Origin of the sequence: Stutzerimonas stutzeri (assembly GCF_000935215.1) — a bacterium.
In the GTDB taxonomy this organism is placed as follows: Bacteria; Pseudomonadota; Gammaproteobacteria; order Pseudomonadales; family Pseudomonadaceae; genus Stutzerimonas.
This window is the reverse complement of the sequence record NZ_JXXD01000068.1, coordinates 38,891-55,980: the sequence shown is the minus strand read 5'-3', so window position 1 is coordinate 55,980 and position 17,090 is coordinate 38,891. Positions and strand designations below refer to the sequence as shown.

At 63.4% G+C, this 17,090-nt stretch carries 14 protein-coding genes and 1 pseudogene; 1 reads left to right on the top strand and 14 read right to left on the bottom strand.

The annotated features are described in order from the left end of the window. Positions 1 to 42 precede the first annotated feature (42 nt). Positions 43 to 150, bottom strand: a pseudogene (locus LO50_RS24640) (DNA-binding response regulator); the annotation flags it as partial. A gap of 207 nt (positions 151 to 357) precedes the next feature. Between LO50_RS24640 and LO50_RS08870 the strand changes: the two are divergent. Further along, complete coding sequence (locus LO50_RS08870) at positions 358 to 1,074, top strand: membrane protein (protein ID WP_014820262.1); 717 nt, start codon at positions 358 to 360, stop codon at positions 1,072 to 1,074. Between the two features lie 6 nt (positions 1,075 to 1,080). Here the strand turns inward: LO50_RS08870 and LO50_RS08865 are convergent, their stop codons facing one another. The 13 genes from LO50_RS08865 to LO50_RS08810 all read right to left on the bottom strand — a co-directional run bounded on the left by LO50_RS08865 (position 1,081) and on the right by LO50_RS08810 (position 17,027). Next, a complete protein-coding gene (locus LO50_RS08865; protein ID WP_044314749.1) occupies positions 1,081 to 4,218 on the bottom strand; it encodes an efflux RND transporter permease subunit in 3,138 nt (1,045 codons plus the stop codon). Next, positions 4,215 to 5,708 carry an efflux RND transporter periplasmic adaptor subunit gene (locus LO50_RS08860; RefSeq protein WP_044314748.1) on the bottom strand — a complete coding sequence of 498 codons (1,494 nt, stop codon included), beginning with the start codon at positions 5,706 to 5,708 and terminating at the stop codon, positions 4,215 to 4,217. Before LO50_RS08860 ends, LO50_RS08865 begins: the two co-directional genes overlap by 4 nt. Continuing rightward, a complete protein-coding gene (locus LO50_RS08855; protein ID WP_044314747.1) occupies positions 5,705 to 6,958 on the bottom strand; it encodes a TolC family protein in 1,254 nt (417 codons plus the stop codon). The genes LO50_RS08860 and LO50_RS08855 overlap by 4 nt, the downstream gene beginning before the upstream one ends. Before the next feature lie 91 nt (positions 6,959 to 7,049). Next, positions 7,050 to 7,394 carry a hypothetical protein gene (locus LO50_RS08850; protein ID WP_044314746.1) on the bottom strand — a complete coding sequence of 115 codons (345 nt, stop codon included), beginning with the start codon at positions 7,392 to 7,394 and terminating at the stop codon, positions 7,050 to 7,052. 51 nt (positions 7,395 to 7,445) lie between these two features. Beyond that, the gene (locus tag LO50_RS08845) at positions 7,446 to 9,152 is read right to left on the bottom strand and encodes a PAS domain-containing hybrid sensor histidine kinase/response regulator (RefSeq protein WP_044314745.1); all 1,707 of its coding nucleotides are present in this window, start codon (positions 9,150 to 9,152) and stop codon (positions 7,446 to 7,448) included. Then, positions 9,136 to 10,299, bottom strand: coding sequence for an alcohol dehydrogenase-like regulatory protein ErcA (ercA, locus tag LO50_RS08840; RefSeq protein WP_023446617.1), 1,164 nt, complete (start codon positions 10,297 to 10,299; stop codon positions 9,136 to 9,138). Before ercA ends, LO50_RS08845 begins: the two co-directional genes overlap by 17 nt. Positions 10,300 to 10,408: 109 nt before the next feature. Next, positions 10,409 to 12,346 carry an alpha/beta hydrolase family protein gene (locus tag LO50_RS08835; RefSeq protein ID WP_044314744.1) on the bottom strand — a complete coding sequence of 646 codons (1,938 nt, stop codon included), beginning with the start codon at positions 12,344 to 12,346 and terminating at the stop codon, positions 10,409 to 10,411. Next, positions 12,343 to 13,497 (bottom strand): pyrroloquinoline quinone biosynthesis protein PqqE, encoded by a 1,155-nt coding sequence (gene pqqE, locus LO50_RS08830; protein ID WP_044314743.1) that lies wholly within the window; start codon positions 13,495 to 13,497, stop codon positions 12,343 to 12,345. The genes LO50_RS08835 and pqqE overlap by 4 nt, the downstream gene beginning before the upstream one ends. Beyond that, on the bottom strand, positions 13,469 to 13,747 hold the full coding sequence (gene pqqD, locus LO50_RS08825) for a pyrroloquinoline quinone biosynthesis peptide chaperone PqqD (RefSeq protein ID WP_031298274.1): 279 nt from the start codon (positions 13,745 to 13,747) through the stop codon (positions 13,469 to 13,471). Before pqqD ends, pqqE begins: the two co-directional genes overlap by 29 nt. A gap of 121 nt (positions 13,748 to 13,868) precedes the next feature. Further along, positions 13,869 to 14,621: a pyrroloquinoline-quinone synthase PqqC gene (pqqC, locus tag LO50_RS08820; RefSeq protein ID WP_044314742.1), complete on the bottom strand. Its 753-nt coding sequence runs from the start codon at positions 14,619 to 14,621 to the stop codon at positions 13,869 to 13,871. Positions 14,622 to 14,697: 76 nt separating this feature from the next. After that, positions 14,698 to 15,609, bottom strand: coding sequence for a pyrroloquinoline quinone biosynthesis protein PqqB (pqqB, locus tag LO50_RS08815; RefSeq protein WP_044314741.1), 912 nt, complete (start codon positions 15,607 to 15,609; stop codon positions 14,698 to 14,700). A 47-nt stretch (positions 15,610 to 15,656) separates the two neighbouring features. Beyond that, entirely contained in the window at positions 15,657 to 15,728 is a 72-nt protein-coding gene (gene pqqA, locus LO50_RS24070) for a pyrroloquinoline quinone precursor peptide PqqA (protein WP_003284930.1), read from the bottom strand. Positions 15,729 to 15,908: 180 nt separating this feature from the next. After that, positions 15,909 to 17,027, bottom strand: a complete 1,119-nt coding sequence (locus LO50_RS08810) for an oxidoreductase (RefSeq protein WP_044314740.1) — start codon at positions 17,025 to 17,027, stop codon at positions 15,909 to 15,911. Between the last annotated feature and the right edge of the window lie 63 nt (positions 17,028 to 17,090).

Here is a 17,090-nt window from a genome sequence, read left to right as displayed (position 1 = left end):
ATTCAGAGCTTACGTTGGTTTTTGGTTCCATTGCTCCCCAAACCCCGAATCCGCCTGGCCTATCACCTGAAGACCGGAGATGTCCGCCAGCATGCGACTGATGCCCGTGCGAACCAGATCGTGGTCATCGACCACCAGCACCCTAATCAAGCAGACACCTCATTGACCGTACTAAAAGCTGGCTGGCTGCTCGCTTTTTCAGGAGCGAACTCTATCAAAAAAATCATCGGCCTGGCCGATCACGACGCAGGTAACTGATCGAGATCATAAGTCCATCCCCTCTGCCGACGAATTGCATGCTGAACGCCGATGAACGGCCAAAGTCACAAACCAGATGGCCATTTCCCTGGATTTCCCATGCTTACCCTGATCGCCGCACTGGTGCTGACGGCCACTCATATGCTGGCCGGCAGACTGAGCAAACTCCACGAGTTACCGCGTAGCCGCTGGCTATCCGCAGCCGGCGGCGTCGCCGTTGCCTATGTCTTCGTCCACCTTCTCCCCGAGCTGGCCGATGGGCAGAGGGTGATGGAGGATAGCGGGTTCCACCCGCTGCGCTACCTGGAACACCATGCCTATCTGCTGGCACTGGTCGGCCTGGTCTGCTTCTACGGGCTCGAGCGGCTGATCAAGCAGCACCGCGACGAGCGGCCTGAAGGCGCACCTTCCCACGCGGGCGTGTTCTGGCTGCACATAGGTGCGTTTGCCGGCTACAACGCACTGATCGGCCATATCCTCGCCAACCGGGATTCCGGCCAGGCGCTGGAACTGGTCTGGTACACCGTGGCCATGTCGCTGCATTTCATGGTCAACGACGTGGCCCTTCAGCATGATCACCAAGACCTGTTTGCCCGACGCGGCCGCTGGATCCTGGCGGGGTCAACCCTGATCGGCTGGGCGTTCGGCTCGGTCATCGAGCTCTCGGAGCTGGGTGTGTCGGCCGTAACCGCCTTCATCGCCGGCGCGATCATCCTCAACGTCCTGAAGGAGGAGCTGCCGACGGAAAGGAACAGCCGATTCGGTGCATTCCTGCTCGGGTCGCTCGGCTACTCCTTCCTCCTATTGTTGATGTAGCCGAGCCTACCGCGCCTGTGTTCCTCTCCTGGGCCTGCGCATCAAACGATAGGCGGCCGGGATGACGAACAGCGACAGCAGCGGCGCACTCAGCATGCCGCCGACCATCGGCGCCGCAATGCGGCTCATCACTTCGCTGCCGGTGCCCGCCCCCAGCAGGATCGGCAAAAGACCGGCGACAATCACTGCAACGGTCATCGCCTTCGGGCGTACCCGCTGCACCGCACCTTCGCGGATTGCTTCGCACAGCGCGGCCTCGCCGTTCAGCCCGTCGCGCTGCTGATCTGCCCAGGCGTTCTTCAGATATAGCAGCATGATCACGCCGAACTCCGCAGCGACTCCCGCCAGTGCGATGAAGCCGACGCCGGTGGCCACCGACAGGTTGTAATCCATCAGGTAGAGAAACCAGACGCCGCCGGTCAGCGCGAACGGCAGGGTCAGCATGATCAGCACCGCCTCATCCAGCCGGCCGAAGGTCAGGTAGAGGAGGAAGAAGATGATCAGCAATGTCGCGGGCACGACCAGCTTGAGGCGCTCGTTGGCGCGCTCGAGAAACTCGAACTGGCCCGAGTAAGCCAGGCTCATGCCGGGCAGCAGGCTGACTTCGCTGCTCACCGCATCGCGCAGATCGGCGACGACCGACGCGATATCCTGGCCGCGCACATCGACGTAGACCCAACCCGCCAGCCGTGCATTCTCGCTGCGCAGCATCGGCGGACCGTCGCTGATGCGCACTCGCGCCACACTGCCCAGGGTGATCTGGCTGCCCTGCGGCGTGAGGATCGGTAGCTGCTCCAGCCGCTGGGGGGTATCGCGCCATTCACGAGGGTAGCGAACGCTGATCGGATATCGCGCAAGGCCCTCAATGGTCTCACCGACGGTTTCGCCACCGATGGCGCTGGAAACGATGGATTGCACATCGGCGATGTTCAGCCCATAGCGGGCGGCGTCCTGACGATCGATATCGATATCGACGTAACGCCCGCCGACCAGGCGCTCGGCCAGCGCCGAACTGACACCCGGCACCTTTCTGGCAACGGCCTCGACCTCCTGGCTGACACGGTCGATCTCCTCCAGATTGGCGCCGGCGATCTTCACACCGATCGGGCTCTTGATGCCGGTGGCAAGCATGTCGATGCGATTGCGGATCGGCGGAATCCAGATATTGGTCAGGCCTGGCACCTGCACAGCCCGGTCCAGCTCGTCGATCAGCTTTTCCGGCGTCATGCCGGCGCGCCACTGCTCCCGCGGTTTGAAACGGATGGTGGTCTCGAACATCTCCAGCGGCGCCGGATCGGTCGCCGACTCGGCGCGGCCGGCCTTGCCGAACACAGTTTCGACTTCCGGAACCGTGCGGATCATGCGATCAGTCTGTTGCAACAGCTGCGCGGCTTTCTGTGCTGACAGCCCCGGCAGCGCCGAAGGCATATAAAGCAGATCACCCTCGTCCATCGGTGGCAGGAACTCCCCGCCCAAGCGTGACATCGGCCACAGCGTGGTAGCCAGGATCAACACGGCTACGCCAATGGTCAATTTCGGGTAATCCAGCACCGCATCCAGCGCAGGGCGGTAGACCCGTATCAACCCGCGGTTGAGCGGATTGCGCGACTCGTCCGGCAGCTTGCCGCGAATCCAGTAGCCCATCAGCACCGGCACAAGGGTCACCGAAAGCCCCGCCGCTGCGGCCATGGCATAGGTCTTGGTAAAGGCTAGCGGGCCGAACAAACGGCCTTCCTGCGCTTCGAGGGTGAACACCGGAATGAACGACAGGGTGATGATCAGCAGACAGAAGAACAGCGCCGGGCCGACCTCCTGCGCTGCGCTGGTCATGACCTGCCAGTGCTCTTCACCCTCCAGCTCCTTGCCCGGATTGGCGTGGCGCCAGGCCTCGGCCTTCTTGTGCGCGTTCTCGATCATCACCACCGCCGCGTCAACCATCGCACCGATGGCGATGGCAATACCGCCCAGCGACATGATGTTGGCGTTGATGCCCTGGTAACGCATCACGGCGAAGGCGATCAATATGCCGATGGGCAGCGAGACGATCGCCACCAGCGAAGAGCGCAAGTGCCAGAGGAAGATGCCGCACACCAGTGCGACGACGACGAATTCCTCCAGCAGCTTGAAGCTGAGGTTCTCCACCGCGCGGTCGATCAGCTCGCTGCGGTCGTAGGTGGTGACGATTTCGACACCCTCGGGCAGGCTGCTTTTCAGCTCTTCGAGCTTGGCGTGTACGGCGGCCAGGGTTTCTCGCGCGTTCTTGCCGCTGCGCAGGATCACCACCCCGCCGACCGTTTCCCCTTCCCCGTCGAGCTCTGCGATGCCCCGACGCATTTCCGGGCCGAGCTGGATATGCGCCACATCGCCCAGCGTGACCGGCACGCCCCTGGCGCTCAGCTGCAGTGGAATCTGGCGAAAATCCTCGAGCGTCTGCAGGTAGCCGGAGGCGCGGACCATGTATTCGGTTTCGGCCAATTCGAGTACTGCGCCGCCAGTTTCCTGGTTGGCCATGCCGATGGCCTCGATGACCTGCGCCTGGGTGACGGCAAGGCTGGCCATCTTCAGTGGATCGAGCACGACCTGATACTGCTTGACCATGCCACCGATGGTCGCCACCTCGGCCACGTTGGGCAGCGTGATGAGTTCGTACTTGAGGAACCAGTCCTGCAGACTGCGTAGTTGCGCGAGATCGTGCGTGCCGCGGCGGTCGACCAACGCGTACTGATAGATCCAGCCGACGCCGGTAGCGTCCGGCCCGAGAGATGACTTGGCGCTGGCGGGCAGCCGGCTCTGCACCTGACTCAGGTACTCCAGCACCCGCGAACGCGCCCAGTAGAGATCGGTACCGTCCTCGAACAGCACATAGACGAAGCTGTCGCCGAAGAACGAATAGCCGCGCACCGTCTTTGCCCCAGGCACCGAAAGCATGGTGGTGGTCAGTGGATAGGTCACCTGGTTCTCGACGATCTGCGGCGCTTGCCCCGGATAGGGCGTGCGGATGATCACCTGCACGTCCGACAGGTCAGGCAGCGCGTCGATCGACGTGGTACGCACTGCCCAGATGCCCACGGCAGTCATCAGCAATGTCGCCATCAGCACCAGGAACCGATTGAGGACGGACCAGCGAATCAGCGCGGCGATCATGGCTGCTTCTCCAGCGGCTGAATTCGCTCGACCAGCAGGCCTGCATCGGTTTCCCGAACGGCGAAACGGACCCGGTCTTCGACCTCGATGTCCTGCAGCAATGCCGCATCGGCCACCGCGAACGCCATGGTCATGCCGGGCATGCCAAGCGTGTGGAACGGGCCGTGTGCAATCTTCACGCGGGCATCGGCGAGTGCCATGACGCGGCCTTCGGATTCATGCAGCGTCGGGGCCGGCTGAGCATGGCCATGGTCGTGGTCGTGCTGCACATCACTGGTCGCGGGCGTCGCGACGATGCCGCGCAGGCTGGCTTCGGAGTCCAGCAGGAACTGGCCGGACGCAACCACCTGCTGACCTTCCTCCAGGCCGCGGAGGATGACAGTCTGGCTGCCGCTCTCCCGCCCGGTCTCGACTTCCACCGGACGATAGCGGCCGCCGGGCTCGGCCAGCATCACCAGGCTGCGACGCCCGGTTCGAATGACCGCCTCGCCGGGAATCAGCAGAACCGACGCATCGTCGCCACCGGCCAGGCTGGCCTGAGCCGTCAGCCCGGGCCGCAGCAGTCCGTCCGGATTGGGCAGCTCTACCCGCACACGCAGGGTACGGCTTGCAGCATTGGCTTCTGGCAGCACCGCGGTGATCTCACCCTCGATGAGCTGGCCCGGCAGCGCCGGCAGCCGCGCAGTGGCGCGCTGGCCGACGCGGATACCCTGGCTCTGCGCCTCTGGCACCGCCACTTCCAGCCAGACGCTGTCCAGCCCATTGATCCGCGCGAGCGGCGCACCGGCCGCAAGCGTCATCCCTTCGCGAACATCCAGCTCCTGCAGTACGCCGCCGATCGGGGTGGAAATGGTAATGGACGCGTTGACCTTGCCACTGCGCTCGAGCTGGCTGATGGTCGATGCCGGCATGCCGGCCAGACGCAGGCGCTGCCGTGCGGCCGCCAGCAGCGCTGGTTCGCCGATTCGCCGCAGGGCCAGGTATTCCTCCTGAGCGGCCGACCACTCGGGAATCAGCAGGTCGGCCAGCGCTGCGCCCTTGTCCAGCACATCGCCTGGCGCATGCCGATAGACGCGCTCGACGAACCCGCCGGCTCGAGCCTGAACCAGCGCGACATCACGCGCGTTGTATTCGAGCAAGCCGACCGCTTCGATCACATTCACCAGCTGTCCGCGGCTGACGGTTGTCAGGCGAATACCAAGGTTCTGCGTGATGCCGGCATCGATACTGATGGTGGCGACATCGCCGTCCTCATTGGCGTAGCGCGGCACCAGGTCCATATCCATGAACGGTGACTTGCCGGGCTTTTCGAAACGGTGCTGCGGCACCATCGGGTCGTACCAGTACAGCACCTGGGCGTCACTCTCGACCGCGGATGCGACTGGTTCGGAAACCTGGTCATCAGAGCTGGCCAGCCAGTAGCCGGCACCCGCGCCGATCAGCGCCGTAACCCCGGCCAGGGTGACGCTTGCGAGAACATTCCGGCTCATCTGGCTTCTCCGTAAGCGAAGTGCAGGCGCGCAGCCGCGATGGCTACCAGCCCCTGCAGGTCGATGTGTTCAAGGCGCGTCTCGATCAGTTCGTTGCGCGCTGTCAGCACCGCTTCCAGTTCGCTGATCCCGGCGCGATAGCCGGCCATCGCCAGCTCCACCTTTTCCTCTCCCAGCGGCAGCAGCACCTCTGCGCTGCGTTCAAGTGCGCGCTGCAAGCGATCCAGCTCGGCCAGCTCGACGTCCAGCCGCTCCACGAATTCGCGCGTCATGGCTTCGCGTTCGGCTTCCAGTTGTTCAAGCTCGGCGTAACGGGCGGCGATCCGCGGGTTCTGCCGCGAGCGCTGAAACACCGGCAGGTCGAAACTGAACTGCAGGTTGACCATGTCGCCGTACTCGCGACCGCGCTTGAGGTAACTGACCTCCCAGCTCCAGTCGACCTGTTTCTCGGCGGTCGCCTCACGGATGCGTGCCTGCGCCACCTGGGTCATCGGCGCATAGGCGGTCAGTCGCGGGTGCTGGCCGACCCGCTGCGCCAGTTGTTCAGGGGCAATCGCCCAGCGCGGCGGTTCGCCGAACAGCGGTCGATTGCCATCGCTGCCAACCCAGCGCACCAGCGCCGCGCGTGCCTGGCGGCGCTGCTGCTCCAGTTCGTCCTGGCGATCAGCCAGTAACGCCGCCTGTTGCTTCGCCGCGACGCTGTCGGTCAGCTGCCCTCGCCCGCCGGCGATACGCGCCCGAATTGCTTCGGCGAGCAGGCGGTTCTCCTCGAACAACTGGTCGAACAGCTGGATCTTGCGTTCCACCGCGTGGGTGGCGATCCACGCCTGGGCAGTCGCCAGACGCACCCTGAGGGCTTCCACCTCGCGAGAGGCACCTGCGCGCTGGACAGACGCCTGTGCCGCATCGCTGCGTGCCTTGCGCTTGTCGCGGTTCGGAACTTCCTGCATGAGGCCAACCATGCGCATGGTCATGCCGTCCTCATCGAGGCTCCAGCGCTCGGCTCCCTCAATCGGCACGTTCTGCAGGCCCAGCAGCAGTTTCGGGTCGGGCAGCTCGCCCGCAGCGACGGCTTCGCTACGCGCGGCTTGCAGCCTCGATGCCTCGGCACGTAGCGACGGCGCCTGCTGTTGCGCGAGGCTCAGGGCATCGTCGAATGTCAGCCCGGTGGCTGCGCCGGGCAGGCCGAACGCGGCGACAAACACCACGCCCGCGAACGGCCGGTATTTCCCTATCAATCGGGAGATCATGGATTGGATTCCTCGGTTTCCTGCATACCGCAACGGCATGCCTACAGCGCCTCAACGCATGAGCGTGGGGCGAGTCAGGTCAGCGATGGAATCAGTAACGCGGAGGGCGCCAGACGTCGGCGTTGGAGCGGGCGGGAAAGAACTCGGGGTAATGAACTGCGAGTTGCGGCAGCGAGGCGGTCAGATGCGGCTGCGCTATGCCCGCTTGCAACATGCTGCCGGTCTTGCACTGGTGGCCGCTTTCACACAGTGGATTGCCCTCGTGCGAATGCGCATCCTCTTCCTGAGCTTCAGCCTGGTGTGCGAGATGCCCCGAGCTCTCCATGTCGCTTTGCATCTGGCACGGTTCTGCGCTCTGTTCGAGCGCAGCCATGCTGCTCACGGGGAGCACGAGGCTGATCAACAGGACGAGTAGCAGACGCAGATGGGCTTTCATGGAGAGGAGTCTAGCCGAGCCGGCGCCCGGTAGAACTTGATCCAGATCGTGTCAGCCCGAATCCTGTCCGCCGCCATTGCCATTGCCATTGCCGGCGAGCAGATGGCTGAGCACCGAACGCATCTTGCCGGGCTTGACCGGTTTGTTCAGCACCGGCACGCCGCAGCCGTGCAGCTGCTGGCGACACTGGTCGCTGCGATCGGCAGTGATCATCACCACCGGCAGCGCCTGGTTGAAGCGTCCGCGCACCGCGAGCACGACGTCCCAGCCGGTCAGCCCGTGATCCAGGTGGTAATCGGCGAGGATCGCGTCCGGCGCGACTCCATCCAGCGCCGTCAATGCGCTCTGCTCGTCGATGGCAGTCACCACCGTGCAGCCCCACTGTTCGAGCAAGGCAGCCATGCTCAGCAGGATGCTCTCCTCGTTGTCGATCACCAGCAGGCGCCGCCCGGGCAGCGGATCGCCCAGCTGCGGCACGACTGCCGGAGCCGCAACCCGCTCGCGGGGCATCGCTTCGGCCAGCGGCACGTCGATGCTGAACACCGAACCACGCCCCGGTTTCGAGCGCACCAGCACCTGGTACCCGAGCATGCTGGCGATACGGTCGACGATGGCCAGTCCCAGCCCTACTCCACTGCGTTTCGCGGATCGACCGATCCCGAGCTGGTTGAATTCGAGAAAGATCGACTGCAGCTCCTCCTCAGGGATGCCCCGGCCGGTGTCCCAGACCTCGATACGCAGCGCCCCGGCGCGCATGCGCGCCCCTACCAGCACGCAGCCCTGATCGGTATAACGGCAGGCATTGCTGAGGAAATTTCGCAGAATTCGCGTCAACAGGCGGAAATCGGTCTTGATAGCAACTCGCGGGATGTAGTGCTTCAACTGCAACCCTGCGGCAGCAGCGACCGACTGGAACTCCGACACCAGCGGCAGCAGGACATCGTCCAGCGAATAGATATCGATATCCGGTTTGATCGCGGCCTGATCGAGCTTGGAGATGTCGAGCAGATCGGTCAGCAGGTCTTCGGCGCCTTCCAGGGCCTGGTGGGCCCGCTCGACCAGGTGCAACTCGTTCTGCGGCAATTTGCGTTCGCGCAAGGTCGAGATCAGCAGGCGCGCGGCGTTGAGCGGCTGCAGCAGGTCGTGGCTGGCTGCGGCGAGGTACTTGTCCTTGCTCAGGTTGGCAGCTTCCGCCGCATCGCGGGCTTCACGCAGTTCACAGGTGCGCTCGGCGACGCGCTGCTCGAGCTCTTCGTTGAGCTGCAACAGGCGCAACTGCGCCAGTTTGCGCTCGGTCACGTCGGCGACAAAGCCCTCCACCAGACCATCTTCGTCCGGCTTGAGCAGCAGGTTCATGATCACGTAGATGGCGCTGCCGTCCTTGCGGCGCAGGCGCGTCTCGTAGCCGAACAGGCCATGTTGCTGGCTCAGGGTATGGCGGATCTGCCGAAGCTCCTCCTCACCGCCGATGAATAGATGATGGGACAGATCGGTCAGCGCCCACAGCGCCTCTTCTGGGGTGTCGTAATTGAGCATGCGCGCCAAGGCTGGGTTGGCGGCTCGAATGCCTTCATGGAGGCTGGCCTGGAAGATGCCATGCACGGCGTGCTCGAACAGCCATTTGTAGCGATTGCGCTCCCCTTCCAGCTCTTCCAGGCGCGCCACCAGTTCAGGGTAGTGACTCTTGCGTGCGGAATGGCTGCCGAAGCCGAGCAGTTGCGCCAGGGCCTGATGCTGGTCATCAGAGGGCTTCGGCATAGACGACCTCGACGTCCCGCTGCGTCGACGAGCGTGGATTGGTCAGGATGCAGGGGTCCTGCATCGCATGTTGCGACAGGAACGGAATATCGGAAAGGTTCACCCCGTGCAGGCTGAGCGTTTCGCGGAAGCCGATCTGCTGCTTGAGATCAATCAGATGCTGCACCAAGCGCTCGCGAACCTGACGGTGATTCAGCCCGCGCGAATCGATGCCCAACGTTTCAGCGACCTTGCGGTAGCGGTCCGGCGAGGCGTCGTAATTGAATGCGACGACATGTTCGACCAGCACGGCGTTGCAAACGCCATGGGGCAGATCGAGATAGCCGCCGAGGCTGTGGGACATGGCATGCACCGCACCGAGGATCGCGTTGGAAAACGCCAGCCCGGCCTGCATGCTGCCGAGCATGATCTGCTCGCGCAGCGCGATATCCGCCGGATTGGCGATCATCTGCGCAAGATTGCCGTTGATCAGTCGCATGGCTTCCAGCGCGTGCGGGTCGGTCAGCGGCCCATGACCAGTCGACACGAATGCCTCGATGGCATGCACCAGCGCGTCAATGCCGGTACAGGCGGAAAGGAACGGGTCCATGCTCAGCGTGGTTTCCGGGTCGATCAGCGAGACATCCGGCACGGCTGCCTTGCTGACGATGGAGAACTTCATCCGCTCTTCCTGGTTGGAAATGATCACGAACTGCGAGACATCCGCTGAGGTACCGGCAGTCGTTGGAATCAGGATCAGCGGTGGGCTGGGCACGCGCAGCGTATCCACCCCTTCGAATTCATAGATATGGCGCCCATGCGCCGCGACGATGCCGATGCCCTTCGCGCAGTCCATCGGGCTGCCACCGCCTACCGCGACGATCACGTTGCAGCCTTCGCTGCGATACAGCTCGGCGCCGAGCATCACCTCTTCGCAACGGGGATTGGGTGAAACGCCGGTGAACAAGCAGTGTTCGATGTTCTGCCGGTCGAGACTGGCCTGCACGTCAGCCACCCAGCCCGCCTTCACGACGCCGGGGTCGGATACCACCAGCACCTTTCGCGCGCCGAAGTTGGCAGCACAAGTACCGACACTGTGGCGACAGCCGGCACCGAAGATGATTTCTGGAGAGACGAACTTGCGCTGGAGGCTGATATTCGGGCTCATGACTACGGCCTTTTTTATTTTTTGTAACTAACGGGCGCAAGCCTACTGCATTGCTCAGGTAAAGCAATGCGTCAAATCGCTGGCCGCGCCACCCGTCCGGCGGAACGCGTCAGAGCAGCTGTTGGTAGAAGCGCAATTCCCCTTGCAGTGCATCCGCAAGGTTGGCTGCCTGTCGAAACCCGTGGCGCTCATCGGGGTACAGGCGGTACTCCACCTCGATGCCACGATCACGCAACGCCGCGACCATCGATTCAGTCTGCTCAGGTAGCACCACCGCGTCCTGCCCGCCCTGCAGGAAGATGACCGGCGCACCGATTCGGTCGGCATTGTGCAGAGGTGCGCGCTCCCGAAAGCGCTCCGGCACCTGCTGCGGATCGCCGATCAGCCAGTCGAGGTAATCGCCTTCGAACTTGTGCGTTACCCGCCGCAGCGCCAGCGGATCGCTAACGCCGTACAGACTGGCGCCGCCGCGAAACAGTGCTGTCGCAGCCAGCGCACTCAAGGCCGTGAAGCCACCGGCACTGGAGCCACGGATGAACAAGCGCTGCGGATCGACCGCGCCCTGCTCCACCAATGCCCGTGCGGCCTGGCAGGTGTCTTCCACGTCGACAATGCCCCACTGCTCGCGCAATCGTTGTCGATAGGCCCGCCCGAACCCGCTGCTGCCGCGATAGTTCACGTCGACCACGGCGAAGCCGCGCTGGGTCCAGTACTGAATGCGCGGATCGAATACCGGATAGCTCGCCGAAGTCGGCCCGCCATGGGCGAATACCACCAGCGGTGGCAAGGCCCCCGGCTCGCCGCGGCAGTTCGCATTGGCGGGTGGGTAAAAGAAAGCATATGCGACCTCGCCATAGCCGGTCGGAAAGCGCATGGGCTGCGGGCGCGACAGTTGATCGCCGGCCAGCGGCTGCGCTCCGCCGGCGAGAATCTGCACCGCTCCACTGGCCCTTTCGATGGCAAGTACCGCTGGCGCTCGTTCCGGAGCGCCAGCGATACAGAACACGTGGGTCTGGTTGGCGGCCAATTGGCGGCACCGGGTGAAGTCCTCGGCCAGTTGGCGCCGGCTGCCATCGGCAGCGTGCTCGAACAGCCAGCCATAACCATCGACCATATGCGTCAACAACAGGCCGCCACCAGCCAGTGGCAGGTAGCTGGTGGTGCCCAGTTGCCAGGGTGCCGGGGCACAATCGAAGTCCTGTGCCTCGTCCGCCTCGCCGGGCGCCGTCAGCGAATGCCGATGCAGCTGGCCGTCTGCCTCATAGCAAGGCTGCCAGAAACCCAAACGGTCGCTGAGGCAGAACAGCCGGCCGTCGGAGGCGAAGCGTGGCTGTTGCAAGGACTCGCCTCCATCCGTGCCTGCCAGGCATTGCCTGTTGCCCCAACGCTCGTTAGGCAGGCGTTCAGCTGCGCACAGGCGCGACGAGGTCCAGGGCTGTTCGGGACGATCCCATTCGATCCAAGCCAGCCGTGCACCGTCCGGACTGAGCACCGCAGCGGCATAGAAGTCGGCGCCCTCCACAACAACGCGACGCGCACCATCGACCATGGAGATACTCACCAGACGATGCACGACGCCAACGGCCTCATGGGATTCCTCCAGCGCCAGAATCGCATCACTGACGGGGTCATGTTGCAGATCGCCATAACGGCGCTCAGGCGCCGCGGTCAGCGCGATTGGCGGCGCGGTCTCGGCGTCATTGGTCAGCTGCAGGTAGATCTGCTGATCTGCCTCGTTGACGAAGGCGATGCCCCGAGCGGTCAGACAGAACGCACCGCCCCCGTATTCATAGACGCGACTGCGTACCGAGAAGCCGTCCGGAGTCAGGCAGCGTGCGCTGCCGGCCTGCCAGAACCACAGCGTGCAGCGCCCTTGAACGGGGTCGTACTCGACCCAGAACAGCCCCCCGTGACCGGCCCGCAGCTCGGCATAGTCCTGGCTGGCGGCCGCGGCGGCCTCGGCGCTCCAGGCGCTGGGCCAGAAGCCATAGGGCAGCACCTCTGCGGATGGATGAAGCATGGACGAATCGTTGCGGGGCGATTTCATACCTTGAGGATGAGCTTGGAAGCCTTCTCGTTACGATGCTGCAGCTGATCGAGCCCCAGCGCGCCGTGGTCTGCCTGATCGCGAGCCGCAAGTATCTTGCCGTGGTGCGCCGATTTGCTGCACACGGGATCGGCATTGGCGGCATCACCGGTGAGCATGAAGGCCTGGCAACGGCAGCCGCCGAAGTCGCGTTCCTTCTCGTCGCAACTGCGGCAGGGTTCGGGCATCCAGTCGTAGCCGCGGAACTTGTTGAAGCCGAAGGAGTGTCGCCAGATGTGCTCGATGCTGTGCTCGCGTACGTTGGGGAATTCAACAGGCAGTTGGCGCGCACTGTGACAAGGCAACGCCGTGCCGTCCGGCGTGATATCGAGAAACAGGTTGCCCCAGCCGTTCATGCAGGCCTTCGGGCGTTCTTCGTAATAATCGGGCGTCACGAAGATCAGCTTGCACGGATGGTTTTCGGCGGCGAGCTTGTCGCGCCACTCGTTGGTGATGCGCTCGGCACGTACCAGCTGTTCCTTGCTCGGCAGCAACCCTGCACGGTTCAGCTCCGCCCAGCCGTAGAACTGGCAGGTGGCGAGTTCGACAAAATCGGCTTCGAGCTCGATGCACAGCCGAATGATCTGGTCGATGTTGTCGATGTTGTGCCGGTGGGTGACGAAGTTCAGCACCATCGGGTAGCCGTGCTTCTTCACCGCTCTGGCCATTTCCAGTTTGTGAGCAAAGGCCTTCTTCGAGCCGGCGAGCAGGTTGTTCACTTCCTCGTCGGCAGCCTGGAAACTGATCTGGATATGGTCCAGGCCGGCCTCGGCGAAGCTGGCGATCTTCTCTTCGGTGAGGCCGATGCCGGAGGTGATCAGGTTCGTGTAATAGCCGAGTCCCCGTGCCGCCTCGATCAGCTCGGCCAGGTCCTGGCGCACCAATGGTTCGCCGCCGGAAAAACCCAGCTGGGCCGCGCCCATCTCGCGTGCCTGGCGGAACACCTCGATCCACTCGGCGGTGCTCAGTTCTTCATGAGTACGGGCGAAGTCCAGCGGATTGGAGCAGTACGGGCACTGCAACGGGCAACGATAGGTCAGCTCCGCCAGCAGCCAGAGCGGCGGGCCGGGCTCGTAGCCGGGTTTAGCGAAGCTCGATCCAGAACCGTTCAACGGCAACCTCCAGGAACGCAACGATATCTTCTTGAATCCCTTCGGCCTCGGGATAGCGAGCCTGCAGATCGGCAACGATCGCACCGACGCTACGCGTCCCGTCCACTTCGGTCAGCACCGCCGCAGCGCTCTCGTTGAGCTTGATCATGCCTTCCGGGTAGAGCAGCACATGGCAGTTCTGCGCGGGCTCCCACTGGAAGCGGAAACCACGGCGCAACGCTGGAATCTGGGTCAGTTGAATATCGCTCATCATCATTGTCTCGCCAGTGGGCAGGTTGCTGCCTGGCCACGTGGTCATGGTCGTCAGGCGGTCCACTCTACAGGGGCCGGATGCCTCATGGGTGGGCAGGATCTGCCCACGGAACGCGTGCCTACAGGCTGATGCCCTTGTGCCAGATACGCTCGCGGGTCACGGTGTGGTACGGCGGGCGCTCCAGTTCGTAGGCCATGCTCATGGCATCGAGCATGCTCCACAGCACGTCGAGTTTGAACTGCAGGATCTCCAGCATGCGCTCCTGTGCCTCGCGGGTGCGGTAGTGCTCCAGCGTGATCCGCAGGCCGTGTTCGACATCGCGGCGGGCTTCCTTCAGGCGCTTGCGGAAGTAGTCGTAACCGGAGGCATCGATCCACGGGTAGTGCTGCGGCCAGCTGTCCAGGCGCGACTGGTGGATGGTTGGGGCGAAGAGTTCGGTCAGCGAGCTGCTGGCGGCCTCCTGCCAACTGGCGCGGCGGGCAAAGTTGACGTAGGCATCCACAGCGAAACGCACACCCGGCAGCACCAGTTCCTGCGACAGCACCTGCTCGCGATCCAGTCCGACGGCTTCGGCCAGACGCAGCCAGGCCTCGATTCCACCCTCTTCGCCCGGCGCGCCGTCGTGATCGATGATGCGCTGAATCCACTCCCGGCGCGTATCGCGATCCGGGCAGTTGGCCATGATGGCCGCATCCTTCACCGGAATGCAGACCTGATAGTAGAAACGGTTGGCGACCCAGCCCTGAATCTGCTCGCGTGTCGCCTGTCCGGCATACATGGCCCGGTGGAACGGGTGATGGATATGGTAGTACTCGCCCTTGGCGCGCAGCGCCTGTTCGAATTCCGCGGGGCTCATGGCTGGCAGGATCATGGCAGTGTCTTTCCTTTTCTTATCGTTCCGATGTTCGTATCGCAGCACCAGGCGGCTGAAGGCCGCGATTCGGGTGCTATAGCTCGATGTTCATGCCATCGAAGGACACTTCGATTCCATGCTCGCCGAGGATTTCGCGTTCGACGGAATCTTCATCGAGGATCGGATTGGTGTTGTTGATGTGGATGAGGATCTTGCGAACCGCGGGCATGCCGTCGAGCACCTCGATCATGCCCCCCGGGCCGCTCTGCTGCAGGTGTCCCATCTCGCTGCCGAGCTTGGTGCCGACCTCGCGCACGAGCATTTCGTCATCACGCCACAGAGTGCCGTCGACCAGCAGGCAATCCGCCTGGCGCATGGTTTCCAGCAGTTCGTCGCTGACCTTGCCCAGCCCCGGCGCATAGAACAGCGTGCCACCGGTTTTGCGGTCCTTGATCAGCAGGCCGATGTTGTCACCGGGATGCGGGTCATTGCGGTGCGGCGAATATGGCGGCGCGGAGCTGCGCAACGGAATCGGCGTGATGTGCAGGTTCGGGCAACAGGGAATGGTGAAGCTGCCGGTCAGGGCGATGGGGTTCCATTTCAAGCCGCCGTTCCAGTGTTCGAGCATGTTGAACAGCGGGAACCCGGTGGTCAGATCCTGATGGACCATCTCGGTGCACCAGACCTCATGCGGGCAACCTTCACGCAGGGTCAGCAGGCCGGTGGTGTGATCGATCTGGCTGTCCAGCAGAACGATGGCACCGATAGCGGTATCGCGTGGCGCACGGGCCGGCTGCAGCGTCGGGAACGACTCCAGCTGAGCGCGGATGTCCGGCGAGGCATTACACAGAATCCAGTCGACACCGTTATCACTGATGGCGATCGACGACTGGGTACGCGCCTTCGCATTCAGCGTGCCGGCGCGCAGGCCGGCGCAGTTGGCGCAATTGCAGTTCCACTGCGGAAAACCACCGCCCGCAGCGGAACCAAGAATACGGATGAACATGGACAGCCCCCAAAAGCGAAGCCCCGGCCGGAGCCGGGGCTGATCGATCAACGATTTGCGAAGTACATGGTGACTTCGAAACCAATACGCATGTCGGTGAAGGCGGGTTTAGTCCACATAGGTCGGTCCTCTTTTTATGGTGCCGGAAGATTCCGACAGCCCAATTAAGCCCCCTGTTCTGCCTTTTGCAGAATGGTACTTTGGAAGGAGACAGCGCCGTGCCTTGGTAGTGCCCGACGGGCGGCATCCGTCTGTTACCAGGTTTTCACGATCCAGCTGACGCCTCGTTTCCAGGCATGTCAACTCGTACGCAGCGCTGGCCGATCGTTGGCGTTGCGCCAGGCCAGCTCGTTGGTGATGGTGGCCATCGGCACGAACATCGAGCCGTCGAATTCGTTCAGCGGCACTCCCTGTTCGATCCGCTGCGGCCAGTCGTTGTTCGCCAGCGCGGCCTTGCCGACAGCGACCAGGTCCATTTCTCCCTTGGACAGCAATTTTTCCGCCTGCTCGCCCGTGACGATGCCGCCGTTGCCAATCACCGGGATCGCAACGCTTTCCTTGGCGATCGCAGCAAAGCTCGGCCCGCTGCCGAAAGCCGGCGCAGCGGCATCCGGTTCGGTAACGTGCAGATAATCCAGGCCGGCGTCAGCCAGCGCACGGAAACGCTGCCGGGCTTCTTCCACTCCACCCTCCCATTTCAGCTGGCTGTCGCACACCATGCTCTGCGACAGACGCATGCCAACCACGAATTCATCGCCAACCGCGGCCCGTACCGCCGCAATGACTGCCAGCGGCAAGCGCAGGCGATCGAGGAAGTCTCCACCCCAGTGATCGTCGCGCTGATTGAACTCGGCGCTGATGAACTCGTGCAGCAGGTAACCGTTAGCACCGTGCAGTTCGACGCCGTCGAACCCGGCTTCACGCGCATGGCGTGCGGCCTGGGCAAACCCGGCGATGGCTTCCTGAATCTCGTCTTCGCTGATCTGTGCGGGCGTTGCATAGGGTCCTTCGCCGCCGTAGAAGGTCAGCTGCGAGCCATTGGGCTGCACCGCTGATGGCGCAACGTGCCGGGCATGATGGATGTTGCCCTGGGTCTGCGCACCGCCATGCATGAGCTGAGCAACGAAAGCGGCGCCAGCATCGTGTACGGCGTCCACTACCAGCCGCCAGCTGTCCCGGTGAGCTTCGGTCGCAAGCCCGGGCTGGTTGAAGTAACCCTGGCTGTAGGCCGTATCGGTATAGACGCCTTCACTGATGACCATACCGAAGCCACCTTTGGCGAACGAGGCGTAGTAGTCGCGCATCAACTCATTGGCGGCACCCTCGGCTTCGGCGCTGACGCGAGTCATGGGCGCAACGACCGCGCGATTGCGCAGCTTCTGGTGTTTCAGCGAACAGGGTTCGAGCAGTTGCGACATGGGGTTCTCCTCATCTTCAGCAGCGGGGCATGTTGATGGGAGGCGCATCAGCGGCGGGGAGTT

What these genes read in the sequence shown, in the direction of transcription:
- LO50_RS08870 (WP_014820262.1), top strand. Translation starts at nt 358, where the DNA reads ATGCTTACCCTGATCGCCGCACTGGTGCTGACGGCCACTCATATGCTG.
- pqqC (WP_044314742.1), bottom strand. Translation starts at nt 14,621, where the DNA reads ATGATCCTGCCAGCCATGAGCCCCGCGGAATTCGAACAGGCGCTGCGC.
- pqqD (WP_031298274.1), bottom strand. Translation starts at nt 13,747, where the DNA reads ATGAGCGATATTCAACTGACCCAGATTCCAGCGTTGCGCCGTGGTTTC.
- pqqB (WP_044314741.1), bottom strand. Translation starts at nt 15,609, where the DNA reads ATGTTCATCCGTATTCTTGGTTCCGCTGCGGGCGGTGGTTTTCCGCAG.
- LO50_RS08865 (WP_044314749.1), bottom strand. Translation starts at nt 4,218, where the DNA reads ATGATCGCCGCGCTGATTCGCTGGTCCGTCCTCAATCGGTTCCTGGTG.
- ercA (WP_023446617.1), bottom strand. Translation starts at nt 10,299, where the DNA reads ATGAGCCCGAATATCAGCCTCCAGCGCAAGTTCGTCTCTCCAGAAATC.
- LO50_RS08855 (WP_044314747.1), bottom strand. Translation starts at nt 6,958, where the DNA reads ATGATCTCCCGATTGATAGGGAAATACCGGCCGTTCGCGGGCGTGGTG.
- LO50_RS08860 (WP_044314748.1), bottom strand. Translation starts at nt 5,708, where the DNA reads ATGAGCCGGAATGTTCTCGCAAGCGTCACCCTGGCCGGGGTTACGGCG.
- LO50_RS08810 (WP_044314740.1), bottom strand. Translation starts at nt 17,027, where the DNA reads ATGTCGCAACTGCTCGAACCCTGTTCGCTGAAACACCAGAAGCTGCGC.
- LO50_RS08845 (WP_044314745.1), bottom strand. Translation starts at nt 9,152, where the DNA reads ATGCCGAAGCCCTCTGATGACCAGCATCAGGCCCTGGCGCAACTGCTC.
- LO50_RS08835 (WP_044314744.1), bottom strand. Translation starts at nt 12,346, where the DNA reads ATGAAATCGCCCCGCAACGATTCGTCCATGCTTCATCCATCCGCAGAG.
- LO50_RS08850 (WP_044314746.1), bottom strand. Translation starts at nt 7,394, where the DNA reads ATGAAAGCCCATCTGCGTCTGCTACTCGTCCTGTTGATCAGCCTCGTG.